This window comes from Paraburkholderia sp. GAS32 (assembly GCF_050434225.1).
Taxonomy (GTDB): domain Bacteria; phylum Pseudomonadota; class Gammaproteobacteria; order Burkholderiales; family Burkholderiaceae; genus Paraburkholderia; species Paraburkholderia madseniana.
The window spans coordinates 46007-60491 of record NZ_JBNPVS010000023.1; the positions used below are offsets into that span (position 1 = coordinate 46007).

The following is a 14485-nucleotide window of genomic DNA, read 5'->3' on the forward strand; positions in this document are numbered from 1 at the left end:
TCCGATCAACCGTTTAAAGCCTTTTTTGCCGTGTGCGAAAGTTAATTGTAAGGTTTTCCGCGAGACACCAGCGGATTCCTCCGGCAAATTCGTCAGTTGATTCCCAAATGCCGGCTAATCGATGCCGCGCGCGCGGTCCTCGTGGAAGCGCTTGCGGAAAGGCTCGAACAGTTTTGCGTCGATCGCGTCGCGCATTTCCTGCATCAACTCGAGGTAGTAGTGCAGGTTGTGGATCGTGTTCAACTGCGCACCGAGGATTTCCCCTACACGATGCAGGTGATGCAGGTAGCCGCGGGTGAAATTTCGACAGGTATAGCAGCCGCATTGCTCGTCGAGCGGGCGCAGCGAGTTCTTGTGCGCGGCGTTGCGGATCTTGATGTCGCCGAAACGGGTGAAGAGCCAGCCGTTGCGCGCGTTGCGGGTCGGCATCACGCAGTCGAACATGTCGACGCCGGCGGCTACGCCCGCCACCAGATCTTCCGGCGTGCCCACGCCCATCAGGTAGTGCGGCTTGTCGGCGGGCAGCTTGGGGCCGATATGGTTCAGCACGCGTATCATGTCTTCTTTCGGCTCGCCGACCGACAGGCCGCCGATTGCGAGGCCGTGGAAATCCATCTCCGCGAGACCCGCCAGCGACTCGTCGCGCAGGTCTTCGAACATGCCGCCCTGGACGATGCCGAACAACGCGTTCGGATTGCCGAGGCGGTTGAATTCGTCGATCGAGCGCTTGGCCCAGCGCATCGACATGCGCATCGAATCGGCGGCTTCCTGATGCGAAGTCGGCACGTTGTTGGTCGCGTAGGGCGTGCATTCGTCGAACTGCATGACGATGTCCGAGTTCAGCACCTTCTGGATCTGCATCGACACTTCGGGCGACAGGAAGAGCTTGTCGCCGTTGATGGGTGATGCGAACGTGACGCCATCTTCGGTGATTTTGCGCAGATCGCCGAGCGAAAACACCTGAAAACCACCCGAGTCGGTCAGGATCGGCTTCTTCCAGCCCATAAAGCCGTGCAGGCCGCTGTGCGCCTCGATCGTCTCCAGGCCCGGGCGCAGCCACAGGTGGAAGGTATTGCCGAGGATGATCTGCGCGTGCATTTCTTCGAGCTCGCGCGGCTGGACCGCCTTCACCGTGCCGTACGTGCCGACCGGCATGAAGATCGGCGTTTCGACCACGCCGTGATTGAGCGTGACGCGGCCGCGGCGTGCCTGGCCGTCGGTGCCGAGCAGTTCGAATTTGAGGCCGTTGTCAGGGCGCGAGGGGGTGCTTGCGCAGGTATTGCAGGTACCGCTTGCATCGTGGGTATGACCGTCGGTCATGGGGGACTCCTGTGCTACCGGAAAACAGTCCGGCGCAAATGATGAACGCCGCCGGGCAGGCCACGGCGGCTGGGTAAAGAAAACTCGAGATGCGGCGCCGATCTGCTGCTGCACGTGGGTGCAGGAGAGGTCAGCAACGGCTGCCGCTACATCAATGTAGCAAGGAGCGGCAGACTACCGCGCGCGCTGCCGGCGCGCAACGCTATCGCACGGGATATCGCCATGCGACACGAAATGGTTCAAGCGTCGCGGCGCGTGAGCAGCATCGCGTCGCCATAGCTAAAGAAGCGGTAACGCTGTTCGATCGCGTGGCGGTAAGCCCCGCGAATCGTTTCGACGCCTGCGAACGCCGACACCAGCATCAGCAATGTCGACTTCGGCAAATGGAAATTGGTCACAAGCCGGTCGACCACGCGGAATTTATAGCCCGGCGTGATGAAGATGTCGGTTTCCGTGCTGGCCGCGCCGAGCGGACGTCCGGCGGCTTCAGCATCGCGCGCGGCGGCTTCGAGCGCGCGCATCGACGTCGTGCCCACGGCGATCACGCGGTTGCCGCGCGCACGCGTCGCCGCGATCTTGTCGGCGAGCGATTGCGGCAGGTGGTACCACTCGCTGTGCATCTTGTGCTCGGCCAGATTCTCCACCCGCACCGGCTGGAAAGTACCGGCGCCGACATGCAGCGTCAGCGTCGCGCGCTCTACGCCGCGGGCGTCGAGCCGCGCGAGCAGCGCGTCGTCGAAATGCAGGCCGGCCGTGGGTGCGGCCACCGCGCCCGGGTTTTGCGCGAACACCGTCTGGTAGCGGGTTTCGTCGGTCGCGTCGGGGTCGTGCTCGATGTATGGCGGCAGCGGCAGGCGGCCGAATTGCTCGATGAGCGTCAGACAGTCGTCGGGGAAATGCAGCGTGTAGAACGGCTCGACGCGTTCGCCGACCGTCACATCGAACGCGTCGGCGAGGCGAATTGTGGTGCCCGGCTGCGGGCTCTTGCTCGCGCGGATCTGCGCAAGCGCCGTGCGCTCGCCCGTGAGGCGCTCTACCAGCACTTCGATCTTGCCGCCACTGGCCTTCTGGCCGAGGAAGCGCGCCTTCAGGACTTTGGTATCGTTGAAGACCAGCAGATCGCCGGGCGCGATGCACTCGGGTAATTCAGCAAAGCGGCGGTCGATCAGGCGCGCGGCGTCGGTTGCGTCGGCCGTGTTGGCCACTTCGAGCAGACGGCTGGCGCTGCGCTCGGGCAGCGCGACTTGCGCGATCAGCTCGGGCGGCAGATCGAAATCGAAATCGGAAAGCGTAAACATGCGGACGACTGGGAGCGAATTGGGACTGAATTGAGCCGAAGCCGGAGCCGGGCGGCTATGATTGCGGGACGCCGGAGCGGCCCGCGAGCCCGCGCGCTGCTTGGCGGCGACACCTTTGACAGCCGATATTGTACTTGCGAAGCAACCCATGCCTTTGTCCGAACGCCGATTGCCCTCCGCTACCGATGAAGTGAGCGCCGAGCCGAAGCGCCGCGTCTCGCGGGGCAAAGCAGCGGCGGCCGACCAGAACGACCTTGGCGGGGGTGTCGCGCCGGAGAGCGACAAGGCCGCGCGTGAAGGTGAAATGGTTGACCCATTCGGTGACAAGCCTGCCGGCAAATCCGCGGGCAAAGCCGCCAGGAAGCCTGCTGCCGAAGCCGGTGCCAAGCCGGCGGCCAAACCCGTCGACAAGCTCGCCAAACTCGGTCTCACGCGCGACATCGATCTGGTGTTGCATCTGCCGATGCGCTACGAAGACGAGACCTCGCTGACGCCGATCGGGCATCTGCTGCCGGGTGGCATCTCGCAAACGGAAGGCGTGGTGTTCGACAACGAAATTGCCTATCGTCCGCGCCGCCAGTTGCTGGTGAAACTGCGCGACGACGCCGGCGACGAACTCGTCCTTCGCTTTCTGAATTTCTACGGCTCGCAGGTCAAGCAGATGGCGATCGGCGCGCGGCTGCGCGTGCGCGGCGATGTACGCGGCGGTTTCTTCGGCATGGAGATGGTGCACCCGGCGGTGCGCGTGGTCGACGAAGACACGCCGCTGCCGCAGGCGCTGACACCGGTCTATCCGAGCACCGCGGGCGTGACGCAGGCGTATCTGCGCAAATCGATCGACAACGCGTTGTCGCGCACCTCGTTGCCGGAGTTGCTGCCCGAACCGATCGCGCAAGCTTATTTGCAGCCGCTCGGCGTGCCGGCGCTGATGGAGGCGGTGCGCACGCTGCATCACCCGGGTGTGCAGGCCGATGAAAACTCGTTGATGGATGGCACGCATCCGGCGTGGGTGCGGATCAAGTTCGAGGAATTGCTGGCGCAGCAGATGTCGTTGAAGCGCGCCCATGACGAGCGCCGCACGCGTGCGGCGCCGGCCATGCCGCGCCGCAAGCTGGGCGACGAAGCGGCGCTCGTGGCGCGTTTGCTGAAGGCGCTGCCGTTTTCCTTGACCGCGGCGCAGGAGCGCGTGGGCGGCGAGATCGCGCTCGACTTGACGCAGCCTCATCCGATGCAGCGGTTGTTGCAGGGTGACGTTGGCAGCGGCAAGACGATCGTGGCCGCGCTGGCCGCGGCACAGGCGATCGACGCCGGCTACCAGGCCGCGCTGATGGCGCCGACCGAAATCCTCGCCGAACAGCACGCGCGCAAATTGCGCGGCTGGCTGGAGCCGCTCGGAGTAAGCGTCGCGTGGCTTGCCGGCAGTCTTAAGACGAAGGAAAAGCGCGCTGCGATCGAAGCAGCGGCGCTTGGCACGGCGCAGCTTGTGATCGGTACGCACGCGATCATCCAGGACGCGGTCGAGTTCGCGCGACTGGGGTTGGTGATCGTCGACGAACAGCATCGCTTCGGCGTGGCGCAGCGTCTTGCCTTGCGCGCCAAGGCGCAGAATGCCGCCGACGGGGCGAGCGATTTCCAGCCGCACCAATTGATGATGTCGGCGACGCCGATTCCGCGCACGCTCGCGATGACCTATTACGCCGACCTCGACGTCTCGACCATCGACGAATTGCCGCCTGGGCGCACGCCGATTCTGACCAAGCTCGTCTCCGATGCGCGGCGCGAAGAGGTGATCGGCCGCGTGCGCGAGGCTGCGTTGACGGGTCGCCAGGTGTACTGGGTGTGTCCGCTGATCGAAGAAAGCGAGACCTTGCAGTTGCAGACCGCGGTGGAGACTTACGAGACGCTGGTGGCCGCGTTGCCCGAATTGAACGTCGGGCTGGTGCACGGACGTCTCGCGCCGGCGGAGAAGGCCGCGGTGATGGATGCGTTCACGCGCAACGAAGTGCAGCTACTGGTGGCGACGACGGTGATCGAAGTGGGTGTCGATGTGCCGAATGCCTCGCTGATGGTGATCGAGCACGCCGAGCGCTTCGGTCTCGCGCAGTTGCATCAGTTGCGCGGGCGGGTGGGGCGCGGGAGTGCGGCTTCGGTCTGCGTGCTGCTCTATACCGGTCCGCTATCGATGACGGCGCGGGCGCGCTTGCAGACCATGCGGGAGACTACTGACGGCTTCGAAATCGCCCGGCGCGACCTCGAGATTCGCGGTCCGGGAGAGTTTCTTGGCGCCCGGCAGTCGGGCGCGGCCATGTTGAGGTTTGCCGATCTCCAGAATGATCAGTGGCTCATCGAGCCGGCCAGAGAGGCCGCCGCGGCTTTGCTCGAAAAGTATCCCGAGGTGGTGCTGCAGCATCTGGCCCGCTGGCTCGGAGCGCGGGAGCAATATCTGAAGGCTTGAGGATGGGTCCTTGACGGCGGAGACGTCCGTCAGCCAGGCCGGCAAAGGACCAAAAAGTTGGCGAACCGACCCTATAGGTGTATAACTAGAACCTATCGAACTCATCGCACTGATTGGTCCCCCAATGACGCTCACCGAATTGAAATACATCGTCGCGGTTGCCCGCGAACGGCACTTCGGCCGGGCCGCCGAAGCGTGTTTCGTTAGCCAGCCGACCCTGTCGGTGGCAATCAAGAAGCTCGAAGACGAGCTTAACGTGCAGATCTTCGAGCGCGGCACCAGCGAAGTCAGTGTCACGCCGATCGGCGAACAGATTGTCACGCAAGCGCAGCGCGTCCTCGAACAGACGCTCGCCATCAAAGAGATCGCGAAACAGGGCAAAGACCCGCTGGTCGGGCCGTTGCGCCTCGGCGTCATCTATACGATCGGGCCGTATCTGCTGCCTACGCTCGTCAAACAGATGATCAAGCGCGTCCCGCAGATGCCGCTGATGCTGCAGGAAAATTACACGGTCAAGCTGATTGAGCTGCTCAAGCAGGGCGAAATCGACGTCGCCATCATGGCGCTGCCGTTCCCGGAAACGGGTCTCATGCAACGTCCGCTCTATGACGAGCCGTTTGTCGTCGCACTGCCGTCAGGTCATGCGTGGGAAAACCGCGCGAAGATCGACGCCGAGGATCTGAAGCAGGAAACCATGTTGCTGCTCGGTAGCGGCCACTGCTTCCGCGACCATGTGCTGGGCGTCTGCCCGGAACTGATGCGCTTCTCGCAGAACGCGGACGGCATCCAGAAGACCTTCGAAGGTTCGTCGCTGGAAACCATCCGTCATATGGTGGCGAGCGGCGTCGGCATTACCGTGCTGCCGCGCATGTCGGTGCAGGAGGTCAAGCCGCACGCCGGCGGTATCGACGCCGGTCTGCTCAGCTACGTCGCCTTCGACGAGCCGGTGCCGGATCGCCGTGTGGTGCTTGCCTGGCGCAAGAGCTTCACGCGGACGCCCGCGATCGACGCCATCTGCGACGCCATCAACGCCTGCGATCTGACGGGCGTCAAAAAGCTCGATCTGCCTGTCGCCGTCAACTGACCGGCGACGCCTGCGCCCAAGCCGGCCCGCCGCGCACCCTGTGCGGCCGGCCCGGCGGCACTTAAGGCGCCGCTAGTTGCACTCCCTATCGAATAGATATAATTAATCAAACACGATAATTCGATAGCATTGTTATAGTTTCCTCCATGGATCGCCCGATCCCATCAGACCCGGAGGAAATCATGACGCAGCCGAACTCGCAGCAAGTCCAAACCGTCGCCGCTCAACCCGCCCGCACGACCACTGGCAGCACCGGCACTTTCGCCGCGTCGGTGCGCGGCATGGGCACTGTTGCATTGTCCTTGCTGGTCGATCGGGCCCTATCCGCATAAGCCGTAGGCATCAGCGCGCCGCACCTCTCCCCGCATTCCGTTTCCGATCAAAGCCACTCAGGAGTCCCGCATGTCCGAACGTAAGCTCACCAATGCAGCCGGCGCACCCATCGCCGACAACCAGAACTCGATGACCGCCGGCGCGCGCGGTCCGGTCGTCCTGCAAGACGTCTGGCTGCTCGAAAAACTCGCCCACTTCGACCGCGAAGTGATTCCGGAGCGCCGCGTTCACGCCAAAGGTTCGGGCGCATTCGGCACGCTGAAAGTCACGCACGACATCTCGCGTTTCACGAAGGCGAAAGTGTTCGCCGAGGTCGGCAAGGACACGCCGCTTTTCATGCGCTTTTCGACGGTGGCCGGCGAACGCGGCGCCGCCGACGCGGAACGCGACGTGCGCGGTTTCTCGATCAAGTTCTACACGGAAGAAGGCAATTGGGACGTGGTTGGCAACAACACGCCGGTGTTCTTCATCCGCGATCCGCTCAAGTTCCCGGATTTCATCCACACGCAAAAGCGCGACCCGTACACCAACATGCGCAGCAATATCGCGGCATGGGATTTCTGGTCGCGTCATCCGGAGTCGTTGCATCAGGTCACCATCCTGATGAGCGATCGCGGCATTCCGCAGAACTTCCGCCAGATGCACGGCTTCGGCTCGCACACGTACTCGTTTATCAACGCGAACAACGAGCGTTTCTGGGTGAAGTTCCACTTCAAGTCGATGCAAGGCATTGAGAATTTTACCGATGCCGAAGCGGCACAAGTGGTCGCACAGAACCGTGAAAGCGCGCAACAGGACCTGCTCACGAGCATTGAAGCAGGCAACTTCCCGAAATGGCGTTTTGCCATTCAGGTGATGCCGGAAGCGGAAGCCGCGAAGTACCGCTTCAATCCGTTCGACATCACGAAGGTGTGGTCGCAGAAGGATTACCCGTTGATCGACGTCGGCACAATCGAGTTGAATCGCAACGCGGCGAACTATTTCGCGGATGTGGAGCAGGCAGCGTTCACGCCCGCCAACGTGGTGCCGGGTATCAGCTTCTCGCCGGACCGTCTGTTGCAAGGCCGTTTGTTCTCGTATGGCGACACGCAGCGCTATCGCCTTGGTATCAATCACCATCAGATTCCGGTGAATGCCCCGCGTTGCCCGGTCCACCATTCGTTCCATCGCGACGGTGGGATGCGCACGGACGGCAACCTCGGCGGCAACGTGAACTACGAGCCGAATCGCTTCGGTGATTTCGCGCAGGACACCAACGCGGCGGAGCCGCCGCTCGCAGCGGGGACGGTCGATCGTTACGACCATCGCGAGGACGAGGACTACTACACGCAGCCGGGCATGCTGTTTGCGCTCTTCGATGCGGCACAGCGCCAGCGTCTGTTCGGCAACATCGCACGCCATATCAACGGTGTGCCGCAAGAGATCGTCGCGCGTCAGATCGAGCATTTCCGTCGCGCCGATCCGGCCTATGCGGAAGGTGTGATCGCCGCGCTGGCCGAACTTGCCGAAGGCAGCAAGAAGTAAGCAGTTGAAGTGAGTTGATGCAGCAGGGCGGGGCGCATCGGCGCCCCGCCGGTATTGATACGAACCGAGGAAGCACGATCATGATCCAGATGATGATGTCCACCATTGGCGGCTCGCCGGCCGCTCGCGGCAAGCAACGGCAGTACGCGTCGATGCTGCGCAAGGCAGTGGGGTTCGCGATCGTCTCGAGCGGACTCGTGGTGATCGTTGCGCAAGCCGTGCAACATGCATTGGGTGCGTGATTGAACGCGAGGCCGCGGGTGCGGCAAGCGACCACGCGTCACACGAACGCAGCGGCTTTCTAAGCTAAACTGGCGGGCGTTCGACGTGCCGGGTTCGCTATCCGCACGCCGTCACTCTACCGACCGGTTCGTATCACTCTTCAAAGGAGTCGTCATGGCCAAGAAAGAAGCCGTACAGCACGTCAATATCGGGATCAGCGACAAGGATCGAAAGAAGATTGCAGAAGGTCTGTCGCGCTTGCTCGCCGACACCTACACGCTCTACCTGAAGACCCACAACTTTCACTGGAACGTGACGGGTCCGATGTTCAACACGCTGCATCTGATGTTCGAAACGCAGTACAACGAGTTGTCGCTCGCGGTCGATTCGATCGCTGAACGTATTCGCGCGCTGGGCGTGCATGCGCCGGGCAGCTACAAGGAATTCGCGAAGCTGTCGTCGATTCCGGAAGCTGACGGCGTGCCGGCGGCGGAAGACATGATCCGCCAGTTGGTGGAGGGCCAGGAAGCCGTGGTGCGTACCGCGCGCGCGATTTTCCCGTCGACGGAAGCCGCCAACGACGAGCCGACCGCCGACCTGCTGACACAACGCATGCAAACGCACGAAAAGACCGCGTGGATGCTGCGCTCGATGCTGGCTTAAATGCTTGCTTTAGCGTTCCAGGCGTTGTGTCTGGGATCTCCGCGTGGCGCTTGAGCCGTTGCGTGGCAAAACAAACAGAGCCTCCCTTTGCGGGAGGTTTTGTTTTTTGCGGCGCCGGATCCGGATCCAACTGTAGCTCAAGGCCCGGCTGCGGTTGCAGCCCCGGTTCTGGGCTCCCAGAAGGCGAGCTTCGCCCGCCTGAAGGCCGCCTGCCGTCCGCATCCCGTAAAATAGCGGCACCGTCTGCACTTCACCGAATCCGCCCATGTTCGCCCGACTCCCCCTGTATCTGCGCCTCGTGCGCATGGACAAGCCGATCGGCAGCCTGCTGCTGCTGTGGCCGACGCTCAATGCGCTGTGGATTGCCTCCGACGGTCATCCGTCGTGGCCGCTGCTGGTGATTTTCACGGTGGGTACCGTGCTGATGCGCTCGGCGGGCTGCGCGATCAACGACTACGCGGATCGCGACTTCGATCGCTACGTGAAGCGCACGGAAAACCGGCCGATTACATCCGGCAAGATCAAGGCATGGGAAGCGGTGGCGCTGGCGGCCGGCTTGTCGCTGCTGGCCTTTCTGCTGATTCTGCCGCTGAACACGTTGACGAAGGAGTTGTCGGTGGCGGCGCTGTTCGTCGCCGGATCGTATCCGTTCACGAAGCGCTTCTTTGCGATTCCTCAGGCTTATCTGGGCATCGCGTTCGGCTTCGGCATTCCGATGGCGTTCGCCGCGATCCAGGATCACGTGCCGATGCTCGCCTGGGTCATGCTGTTGGCCAACGTGTTCTGGTCGGTTGCGTACGACACTGAATACGCGATGGTCGATCGCGACGACGACATCAAGATCGGTATCCGCACGTCGGCGCTGACCTTCGGCCGCTTCGACGTGGCGGCGATCATGCTGTGCTATGCGGTGACGCTGGGGATTTACGTCGGCATCGGCGTGATGCTTGGCTTCGGCGTGTTGTATTGGTTGGGATGGGCGGCGGCGGTGGGCTGCGCGATCTATCACTACACGCTGATCCGCAATCGCGAGCGCATGGCGTGCTTCGCGGCGTTCCGTCATAACAACTGGCTGGGCGGCGCGTTGTTTGTCGGTATCGCAGCGCATTACGCGGCGGCTTCGATTTAATTCTTCTGCGGTTCTGTTGCGCCGCCGCTGCGATTCGACGGCGCTTCTCTTGCGTTGCTGTTATGCCGCGGCTGGTCTCGTACAGAGTTTTTGTTTGCGCCGCGGATGCAGCCTCGGATTAATTCGAGGCGCAGCGTCCTTTGGCGTACTTTCTACTTTCCTGCCGTGCTGGCAATTGCCAGTTGATCGCCCTTACAGCTTGCCGAACTCGTCGCCCATTTCCTTGGCGCGCGCATCGGCGGCAAGCGCGCCGCGTACGATCGCATCCTTGATCCCGCTCGCATCGAATGAGGCCAGCGCGGCCGCCGTGGTGCCGCCCTTCGACGTCACACGCTCGCGCAACAGACTCGGCGGCTCGTCCGAGTTCGCGGCCAATTGTGCCGCGCCGGTAAAGGTCGCGACCGCCAGCGCGCGGCCTTGCGCTTCATCCATGCCGAGTTGGCGCGCGGCTTCCTGCAGCGCCTCGATGAAATAAAACACGTACGCGGGACCACTGCCCGAGATCGCGGTGACAGCGTCGATTTTCGCTTCGTCGTCGAACCAGACGGTTTCGCCGACTGCGCCCAGCACCTGCGACGCGAGTGCGCGGCCGGTTTCGTCGACGCTGCCGGTCGCAACCAGGCCCGTGACGCCCATGCCGATCAGCGCCGGCGTATTCGGCATCACGCGCACGATGCGCGCGTGGCCGTTCAGCCAGCGCGACATGTCATCCATGCGAATGCCCGCGACGATGCTGATTGCCAGTTGCGACGCCTGCAGATGCGGCGCCAGTGCCTCGGCGACACTCTTCAGGATCTGCGGCTTCACCGCCAGCACGACGGCGTCGTACGAGGCGAGCGCGGCGTCCGCGGCGGCGCCGGTCTTGATGCCGAATTGCTGCTCATTGCGTTTGCGCGCGTCTTCGTTGGGATCGATTGCGTATAGGTCAGTGGGCGCGACGCCGCGCTTGATGAGACCGCCGATCAACGCGGCAGCCATATTGCCACCGCCGATAAAAGCAATTTTCATGATGTTCCGAAAGAAGTGCCGTGAGGTGTCGAGAAGGGAAAGGTCTGAAACGGTCAGTGAGAGTAGTCGCGCGCACCGAAGATCGCGGTGCCGACGCGCACGATCGTCGCGCCTTCCAGCACGGCGGCTTCGAGGTCGCTCGACATGCCCATCGAGAGCGTATCGAGTTCGAGGCCGTCGTTACGCAGACGCTCGAACAGTTCACGCAGTTGCCGATGCGGTACGCGCTGCTCTTCGATGCTGCCGGCCGGCTCCGGAATCGCCATCAGGCCGCGCAGATTCAGCTTCGGCAGCGCGGCGATCGCCTGCGCGACCTCGACGGCCTCAGGAATGCTCGCACCGCTTTTCGACGCTTCGCCGCTAATGTTGACCTGCAGGCAGACGTTCAACGGCGGCAGGTTGTCCGGGCGCTGCTCCGACAGCCGCTGTGCGATCTTCAGGCGGTCGACCGAATGCACCCAGTCGAAATTCTCCGCAACCGGGCGCGTCTTGTTCGATTGCAACGGTCCGATGAAATGCCATTCGAGCGCGGCCCGCAGATCGGCCAGCGCTTCGATCTTGGTGATGGATTCCTGCACGTAGTTCTCACCGAACGCGCGTTGGCCGGCTGCGTAGGCGGCGCGCACGTCTTCGGCCGGAAACGTCTTCGAGACCGCGAGCAGGGTGATCGAACGCGGGTCGCGTCCGGCAACCTGCGCGGCGAGGGCGATGCGCTGCTGCACCGCTTCGAGGTTGTGAATCAGATCGGGCATGGAACGGAACCGGAAGTCTGGCGAAAGGCGATGATCGAATTATACGGACGCCGCCACCTCGTGCCGCTTTATGCCGCCACCGGACAGACGAAAGCGCTTGCGGTGATGTACCGCAAGCCACGTGCCGTGCTTCTCGTCAAAATGTATCGCCTCAGGCGGACAGCATGTGCTCCACCAGTTCGATCCAATGCGCGACCGGCGTGGACGTGCCGCTTTGCAGATGCGCAATGCAGCCGACGTTGGCCGACACGATCACCTGCGGCTCCTGCGCCTGCAGCCGCTCGAGCTTCTGGTCGCGCAGTGCGTATGAGAGCTTGGGCTGGGTCAGCGAATAAGTCCCGGCCGAGCCGCAGCAGAGATGATTGTCGGCGGGCAGGCGCACTTCCACGCCGAGTGCCGTCAGCAGATGTTCGACCTTGCCGCGTATCTGCTGACCATGCTGCAATGTGCACGGCGGATGGAACGCCACCGTATGGATCGCGCGGCGGCGCGTCACGGCGACGAGCGCTTCTTCGAACTCCGGCAGGATTTCCGCGACGTCGCGCGTCAGTTCGGTCACGCGGCGCGCCTTCTCCGCATACGCGGGATCGTTGCGCAGCAGATGCGCGTATTCCTTGACCGTCGCGCCGCAGCCGGACGCGTTCATCACGATTGCTTCCACACCTTGCTCGATATACGGCCACCACGCGTCGATGTTGGCGCGCAAGTCGTCGAGCGCTTCGTCGTTGTAGCCCAGGTGCAGACGGATCGCACCGCAGCAGCCTGCTTCGGGCGCGATCAGCGTTTCCACGCCGAGCGCATCGAGCACCCGCGCCGTCGCGACGTTGACGTTCGGCATCATCGACGGTTGCACGCAGCCCGCGAGCATCAGCATCTTGCGCGGATGTTTCGCGGTCGGCCACTCGAGCGGACGCTGGCGCGCGGGCACCTTATCGCGCAGTTTCTTTGGCAGGAGCGGACGGATATGCTGACCGATTCGCATGGCCGGGGTGAACAGCGCGCTGTTTGGCACGAAGCTCGCGAGCAGCCGGCGCACCATCCGCTGACTGAACGGGCGCGTGACCTTTTCCTCGGTGATCTTGCGTCCGATCTCGACCAGCCTGCCGTATTGCACGCCGGAGGGGCAGGTCGTCTCGCAGTTGCGGCAAGTGAGGCAGCGGTCCAGGTGAACCTGGGTGCTGCGCGTGACCGCCGCGCCTTCCACCATCTGTTTGATCAGATAGATGCGGCCGCGTGGGCCGTCGAGTTCGTCGCCGAGTATCTGATAGGTCGGGCAGGTCGCGGTGCAGAAGCCGCAGTGCACGCAATTGCGCAGGATGGCGTCGGCTTCGTCGCCATCGGGCGTGTTGCGAATGAAGTCCGCGAGGTTGGTTTGCATCGCGTCGCTCAGAAGTCGGGGTAGAGGCGGCCGCGATTGAAGATGCGGGCCGGGTCGAAGGCGGTTTTCAGGCCGCGATGAATTTTCATCAGCGGTGCGGGCAGCGGTGTGAAGACTCCGGCGCTGCGGTCGTAGCCATAGCCGCTACGAAAGATGGTGGCGTGGCCGCCGGCCTGTTTGGCGCTGATACGCACGGTTTGCGCGTCGGTGTCGGTGATCCACCAGCGCTGGCCACCGCCCCATTCCATCAGTTGCGCACCGGGTAATTGCATCGGCTCGGTGATCGACGGCAGCGCGAGGCGCCAGAGCGCGGCCTTCGGCGGGATGGCCGCAAAGAACGAGTCGGTCTGTTCTCGCAGGCCGGCCCAGAAGCGCTCCGCTTCGACGGCATCGACGACTTCGCCGCCGAGCGCCGTGCGCGCGGATTTTACCGCGGCTTCCGCACCGGCCATCCGCACGGCCAGCGTGCCATGACGCCATGCGCTCGCCGTGATCGGCAGCGGGCGGCCGCCCCATTCGTTGAGCTTGCGGACCGCGTCGGTGCCGTTCATGTCGAATTTGAGCGTGGCTTCGGCCTGCGGCAGCGGCAGTACCTTGACCGACAGTTCGAGGATCAGCCCAAGGGTGCCCAGCGAACCCGCCATCAAACGGGAGACGTCGTATCCGGCCACATTCTTTACCACTTGGCCGCCAAAATGCAGCGTCTGGCCCTGACCGTTCATGATGACGGCGCCCAGCACGAAGTCGCGCGCCGCGCCGGCCGACGGGCGGCGTGGACCGGCGATGCCCGCCGCGATGCAGCCGCCGAAGGTGGCCTGCGGCCCGAAGTGCGGCGGTTCGAAGGCGAGCATCTGATGGTGTTCGGCGAGCGCGGCCTCGATTTCCAGCAGGGGCGTGCCCGCGCGCGCCGTGATGACCAGTTCGGCCGGGTCGTAGGCGATGATGCCGCGATAAGCGCGCGTGTCGAGGATGTCACCTTCCAGCGTCTGACCGTACCAGTCTTTGGTGCCGCCGCCACGGATGCGCAGTGTGCGCCCTTCGGCGCTGGCTGAACGCACGCGTTCAGACCAAACGGCGACGATGTCGTCCTCTTCCATGGTGTCCTGCTTCGTTGTGTTTCGATTGATTGTACCGGGCGGCGGCGCGCTGGCAACCCGGAGCGGACCCGCATCGGGTAATCAGGGTGGGAGCGGGGAAGCGCTAGGGGCTTGGGACTTGTGGATGCGTCGGCGGGGAGCGCGCGTGCAGGGTAGCGGGGTGGTTGTGCGTGGAAGTCTCGCTATTTGGACAGGCGGGGCAGAGCCGGGCGGCGGCCGCGC

Annotated in this window: 13 protein-coding genes; 7 read left to right on the forward strand and 6 right to left on the reverse strand. The window is 63.5% G+C overall.

Going from position 1 to position 14485, the window contains the following annotated elements; translation table 11 throughout:
• Positions 1 to 114: 114 nt before the first annotated feature.
• Positions 115 to 1320, reverse strand: coding sequence for a tRNA guanosine(34) transglycosylase Tgt (gene tgt / locus P3T25_RS26030; protein WP_429359420.1), 1206 nt, complete (start codon positions 1318 to 1320; stop codon positions 115 to 117).
• Between the two features lie 239 nt (positions 1321 to 1559).
• Entirely contained in the window at positions 1560 to 2618 is a 1059-nt protein-coding gene (gene queA / locus P3T25_RS26035) for a tRNA preQ1(34) S-adenosylmethionine ribosyltransferase-isomerase QueA (protein ID WP_429359422.1), read from the reverse strand.
• Between the two features lie 148 nt (positions 2619 to 2766).
• Between queA and recG the strand changes: the two genes are divergently transcribed.
• The 7 genes from recG (at position 2767) to ubiA (ending at position 10028) form a co-directional block, all read left to right on the forward strand.
• Positions 2767 to 5073: an ATP-dependent DNA helicase RecG gene (gene recG / locus P3T25_RS26040; protein WP_429359424.1), complete on the forward strand. Its 2307-nt coding sequence runs from the start codon at positions 2767 to 2769 to the stop codon at positions 5071 to 5073.
• Between the two features lie 124 nt (positions 5074 to 5197).
• Complete coding sequence (locus P3T25_RS26045) at positions 5198 to 6157, forward strand: hydrogen peroxide-inducible genes activator (RefSeq protein WP_054037761.1); 960 nt, start codon at positions 5198 to 5200, stop codon at positions 6155 to 6157.
• 182 nt (positions 6158 to 6339) lie between these two features.
• A complete protein-coding gene (locus P3T25_RS26050) occupies positions 6340 to 6489 on the forward strand; it encodes a hypothetical protein (protein WP_408518762.1) in 150 nt (49 codons plus the stop codon).
• Between the two features lie 70 nt (positions 6490 to 6559).
• On the forward strand, positions 6560 to 8014 hold the full coding sequence (locus P3T25_RS26055; protein ID WP_429359427.1) for a catalase: 1455 nt from the start codon (positions 6560 to 6562) through the stop codon (positions 8012 to 8014).
• Positions 8015 to 8094: 80 nt separating this feature from the next.
• Positions 8095 to 8256, forward strand: coding sequence for a hypothetical protein (locus P3T25_RS26060; protein WP_171926314.1), 162 nt, complete (start codon positions 8095 to 8097; stop codon positions 8254 to 8256).
• A gap of 154 nt (positions 8257 to 8410) precedes the next feature.
• The gene (locus P3T25_RS26065) at positions 8411 to 8899 is read left to right on the forward strand and encodes a Dps family protein (RefSeq protein WP_097391341.1); all 489 of its coding nucleotides are present in this window, start codon (positions 8411 to 8413) and stop codon (positions 8897 to 8899) included.
• Between the two features lie 265 nt (positions 8900 to 9164).
• A complete protein-coding gene (gene ubiA, locus P3T25_RS26070; protein WP_429359430.1) occupies positions 9165 to 10028 on the forward strand; it encodes a 4-hydroxybenzoate octaprenyltransferase in 864 nt (287 codons plus the stop codon).
• Positions 10029 to 10220: 192 nt separating this feature from the next.
• On the opposite strand, the gene proC is transcribed toward ubiA, so the two are convergent.
• The 4 genes from proC to glcE all read right to left on the reverse strand — a co-directional run bounded on the left by proC (position 10221) and on the right by glcE (position 14263).
• Positions 10221 to 11036 carry a pyrroline-5-carboxylate reductase gene (proC, locus tag P3T25_RS26075; RefSeq protein ID WP_429359432.1) on the reverse strand — a complete coding sequence of 272 codons (816 nt, stop codon included), beginning with the start codon at positions 11034 to 11036 and terminating at the stop codon, positions 10221 to 10223.
• Positions 11037 to 11089: 53 nt separating this feature from the next.
• Positions 11090 to 11788, reverse strand: coding sequence for a YggS family pyridoxal phosphate-dependent enzyme (locus P3T25_RS26080; RefSeq protein ID WP_093644623.1), 699 nt, complete (start codon positions 11786 to 11788; stop codon positions 11090 to 11092).
• Positions 11789 to 11939: 151 nt separating this feature from the next.
• Positions 11940 to 13166 carry a glycolate oxidase subunit GlcF gene (glcF, locus tag P3T25_RS26085; RefSeq protein ID WP_429359435.1) on the reverse strand — a complete coding sequence of 409 codons (1227 nt, stop codon included), beginning with the start codon at positions 13164 to 13166 and terminating at the stop codon, positions 11940 to 11942.
• A gap of 8 nt (positions 13167 to 13174) precedes the next feature.
• Positions 13175 to 14263, reverse strand: coding sequence for a glycolate oxidase subunit GlcE (glcE, locus tag P3T25_RS26090; RefSeq protein ID WP_429359437.1), 1089 nt, complete (start codon positions 14261 to 14263; stop codon positions 13175 to 13177).
• Positions 14264 to 14485 lie beyond the last annotated feature (222 nt).

What these genes read in the sequence shown, in the direction of transcription:
- tgt (WP_429359420.1), bottom strand. Translation starts at nt 1,320, where the DNA reads ATGACCGACGGTCATACCCACGATGCAAGCGGTACCTGCAATACCTGC.
- queA (WP_429359422.1), bottom strand. Translation starts at nt 2,618, where the DNA reads ATGTTTACGCTTTCCGATTTCGATTTCGATCTGCCGCCCGAGCTGATC.
- recG (WP_429359424.1), top strand. Translation starts at nt 2,767, where the DNA reads ATGCCTTTGTCCGAACGCCGATTGCCCTCCGCTACCGATGAAGTGAGC.
- P3T25_RS26045 (WP_054037761.1), top strand. Translation starts at nt 5,198, where the DNA reads ATGACGCTCACCGAATTGAAATACATCGTCGCGGTTGCCCGCGAACGG.
- P3T25_RS26050 (WP_408518762.1), top strand. Translation starts at nt 6,340, where the DNA reads ATGACGCAGCCGAACTCGCAGCAAGTCCAAACCGTCGCCGCTCAACCC.
- P3T25_RS26055 (WP_429359427.1), top strand. Translation starts at nt 6,560, where the DNA reads ATGTCCGAACGTAAGCTCACCAATGCAGCCGGCGCACCCATCGCCGAC.
- P3T25_RS26060 (WP_171926314.1), top strand. Translation starts at nt 8,095, where the DNA reads ATGATCCAGATGATGATGTCCACCATTGGCGGCTCGCCGGCCGCTCGC.
- P3T25_RS26065 (WP_097391341.1), top strand. Translation starts at nt 8,411, where the DNA reads ATGGCCAAGAAAGAAGCCGTACAGCACGTCAATATCGGGATCAGCGAC.
- ubiA (WP_429359430.1), top strand. Translation starts at nt 9,165, where the DNA reads ATGTTCGCCCGACTCCCCCTGTATCTGCGCCTCGTGCGCATGGACAAG.
- proC (WP_429359432.1), bottom strand. Translation starts at nt 11,036, where the DNA reads ATGAAAATTGCTTTTATCGGCGGTGGCAATATGGCTGCCGCGTTGATC.
- P3T25_RS26080 (WP_093644623.1), bottom strand. Translation starts at nt 11,788, where the DNA reads ATGCCCGATCTGATTCACAACCTCGAAGCGGTGCAGCAGCGCATCGCC.
- glcF (WP_429359435.1), bottom strand. Translation starts at nt 13,166, where the DNA reads ATGCAAACCAACCTCGCGGACTTCATTCGCAACACGCCCGATGGCGAC.
- glcE (WP_429359437.1), bottom strand. Translation starts at nt 14,263, where the DNA reads ATGGAAGAGGACGACATCGTCGCCGTTTGGTCTGAACGCGTGCGTTCA.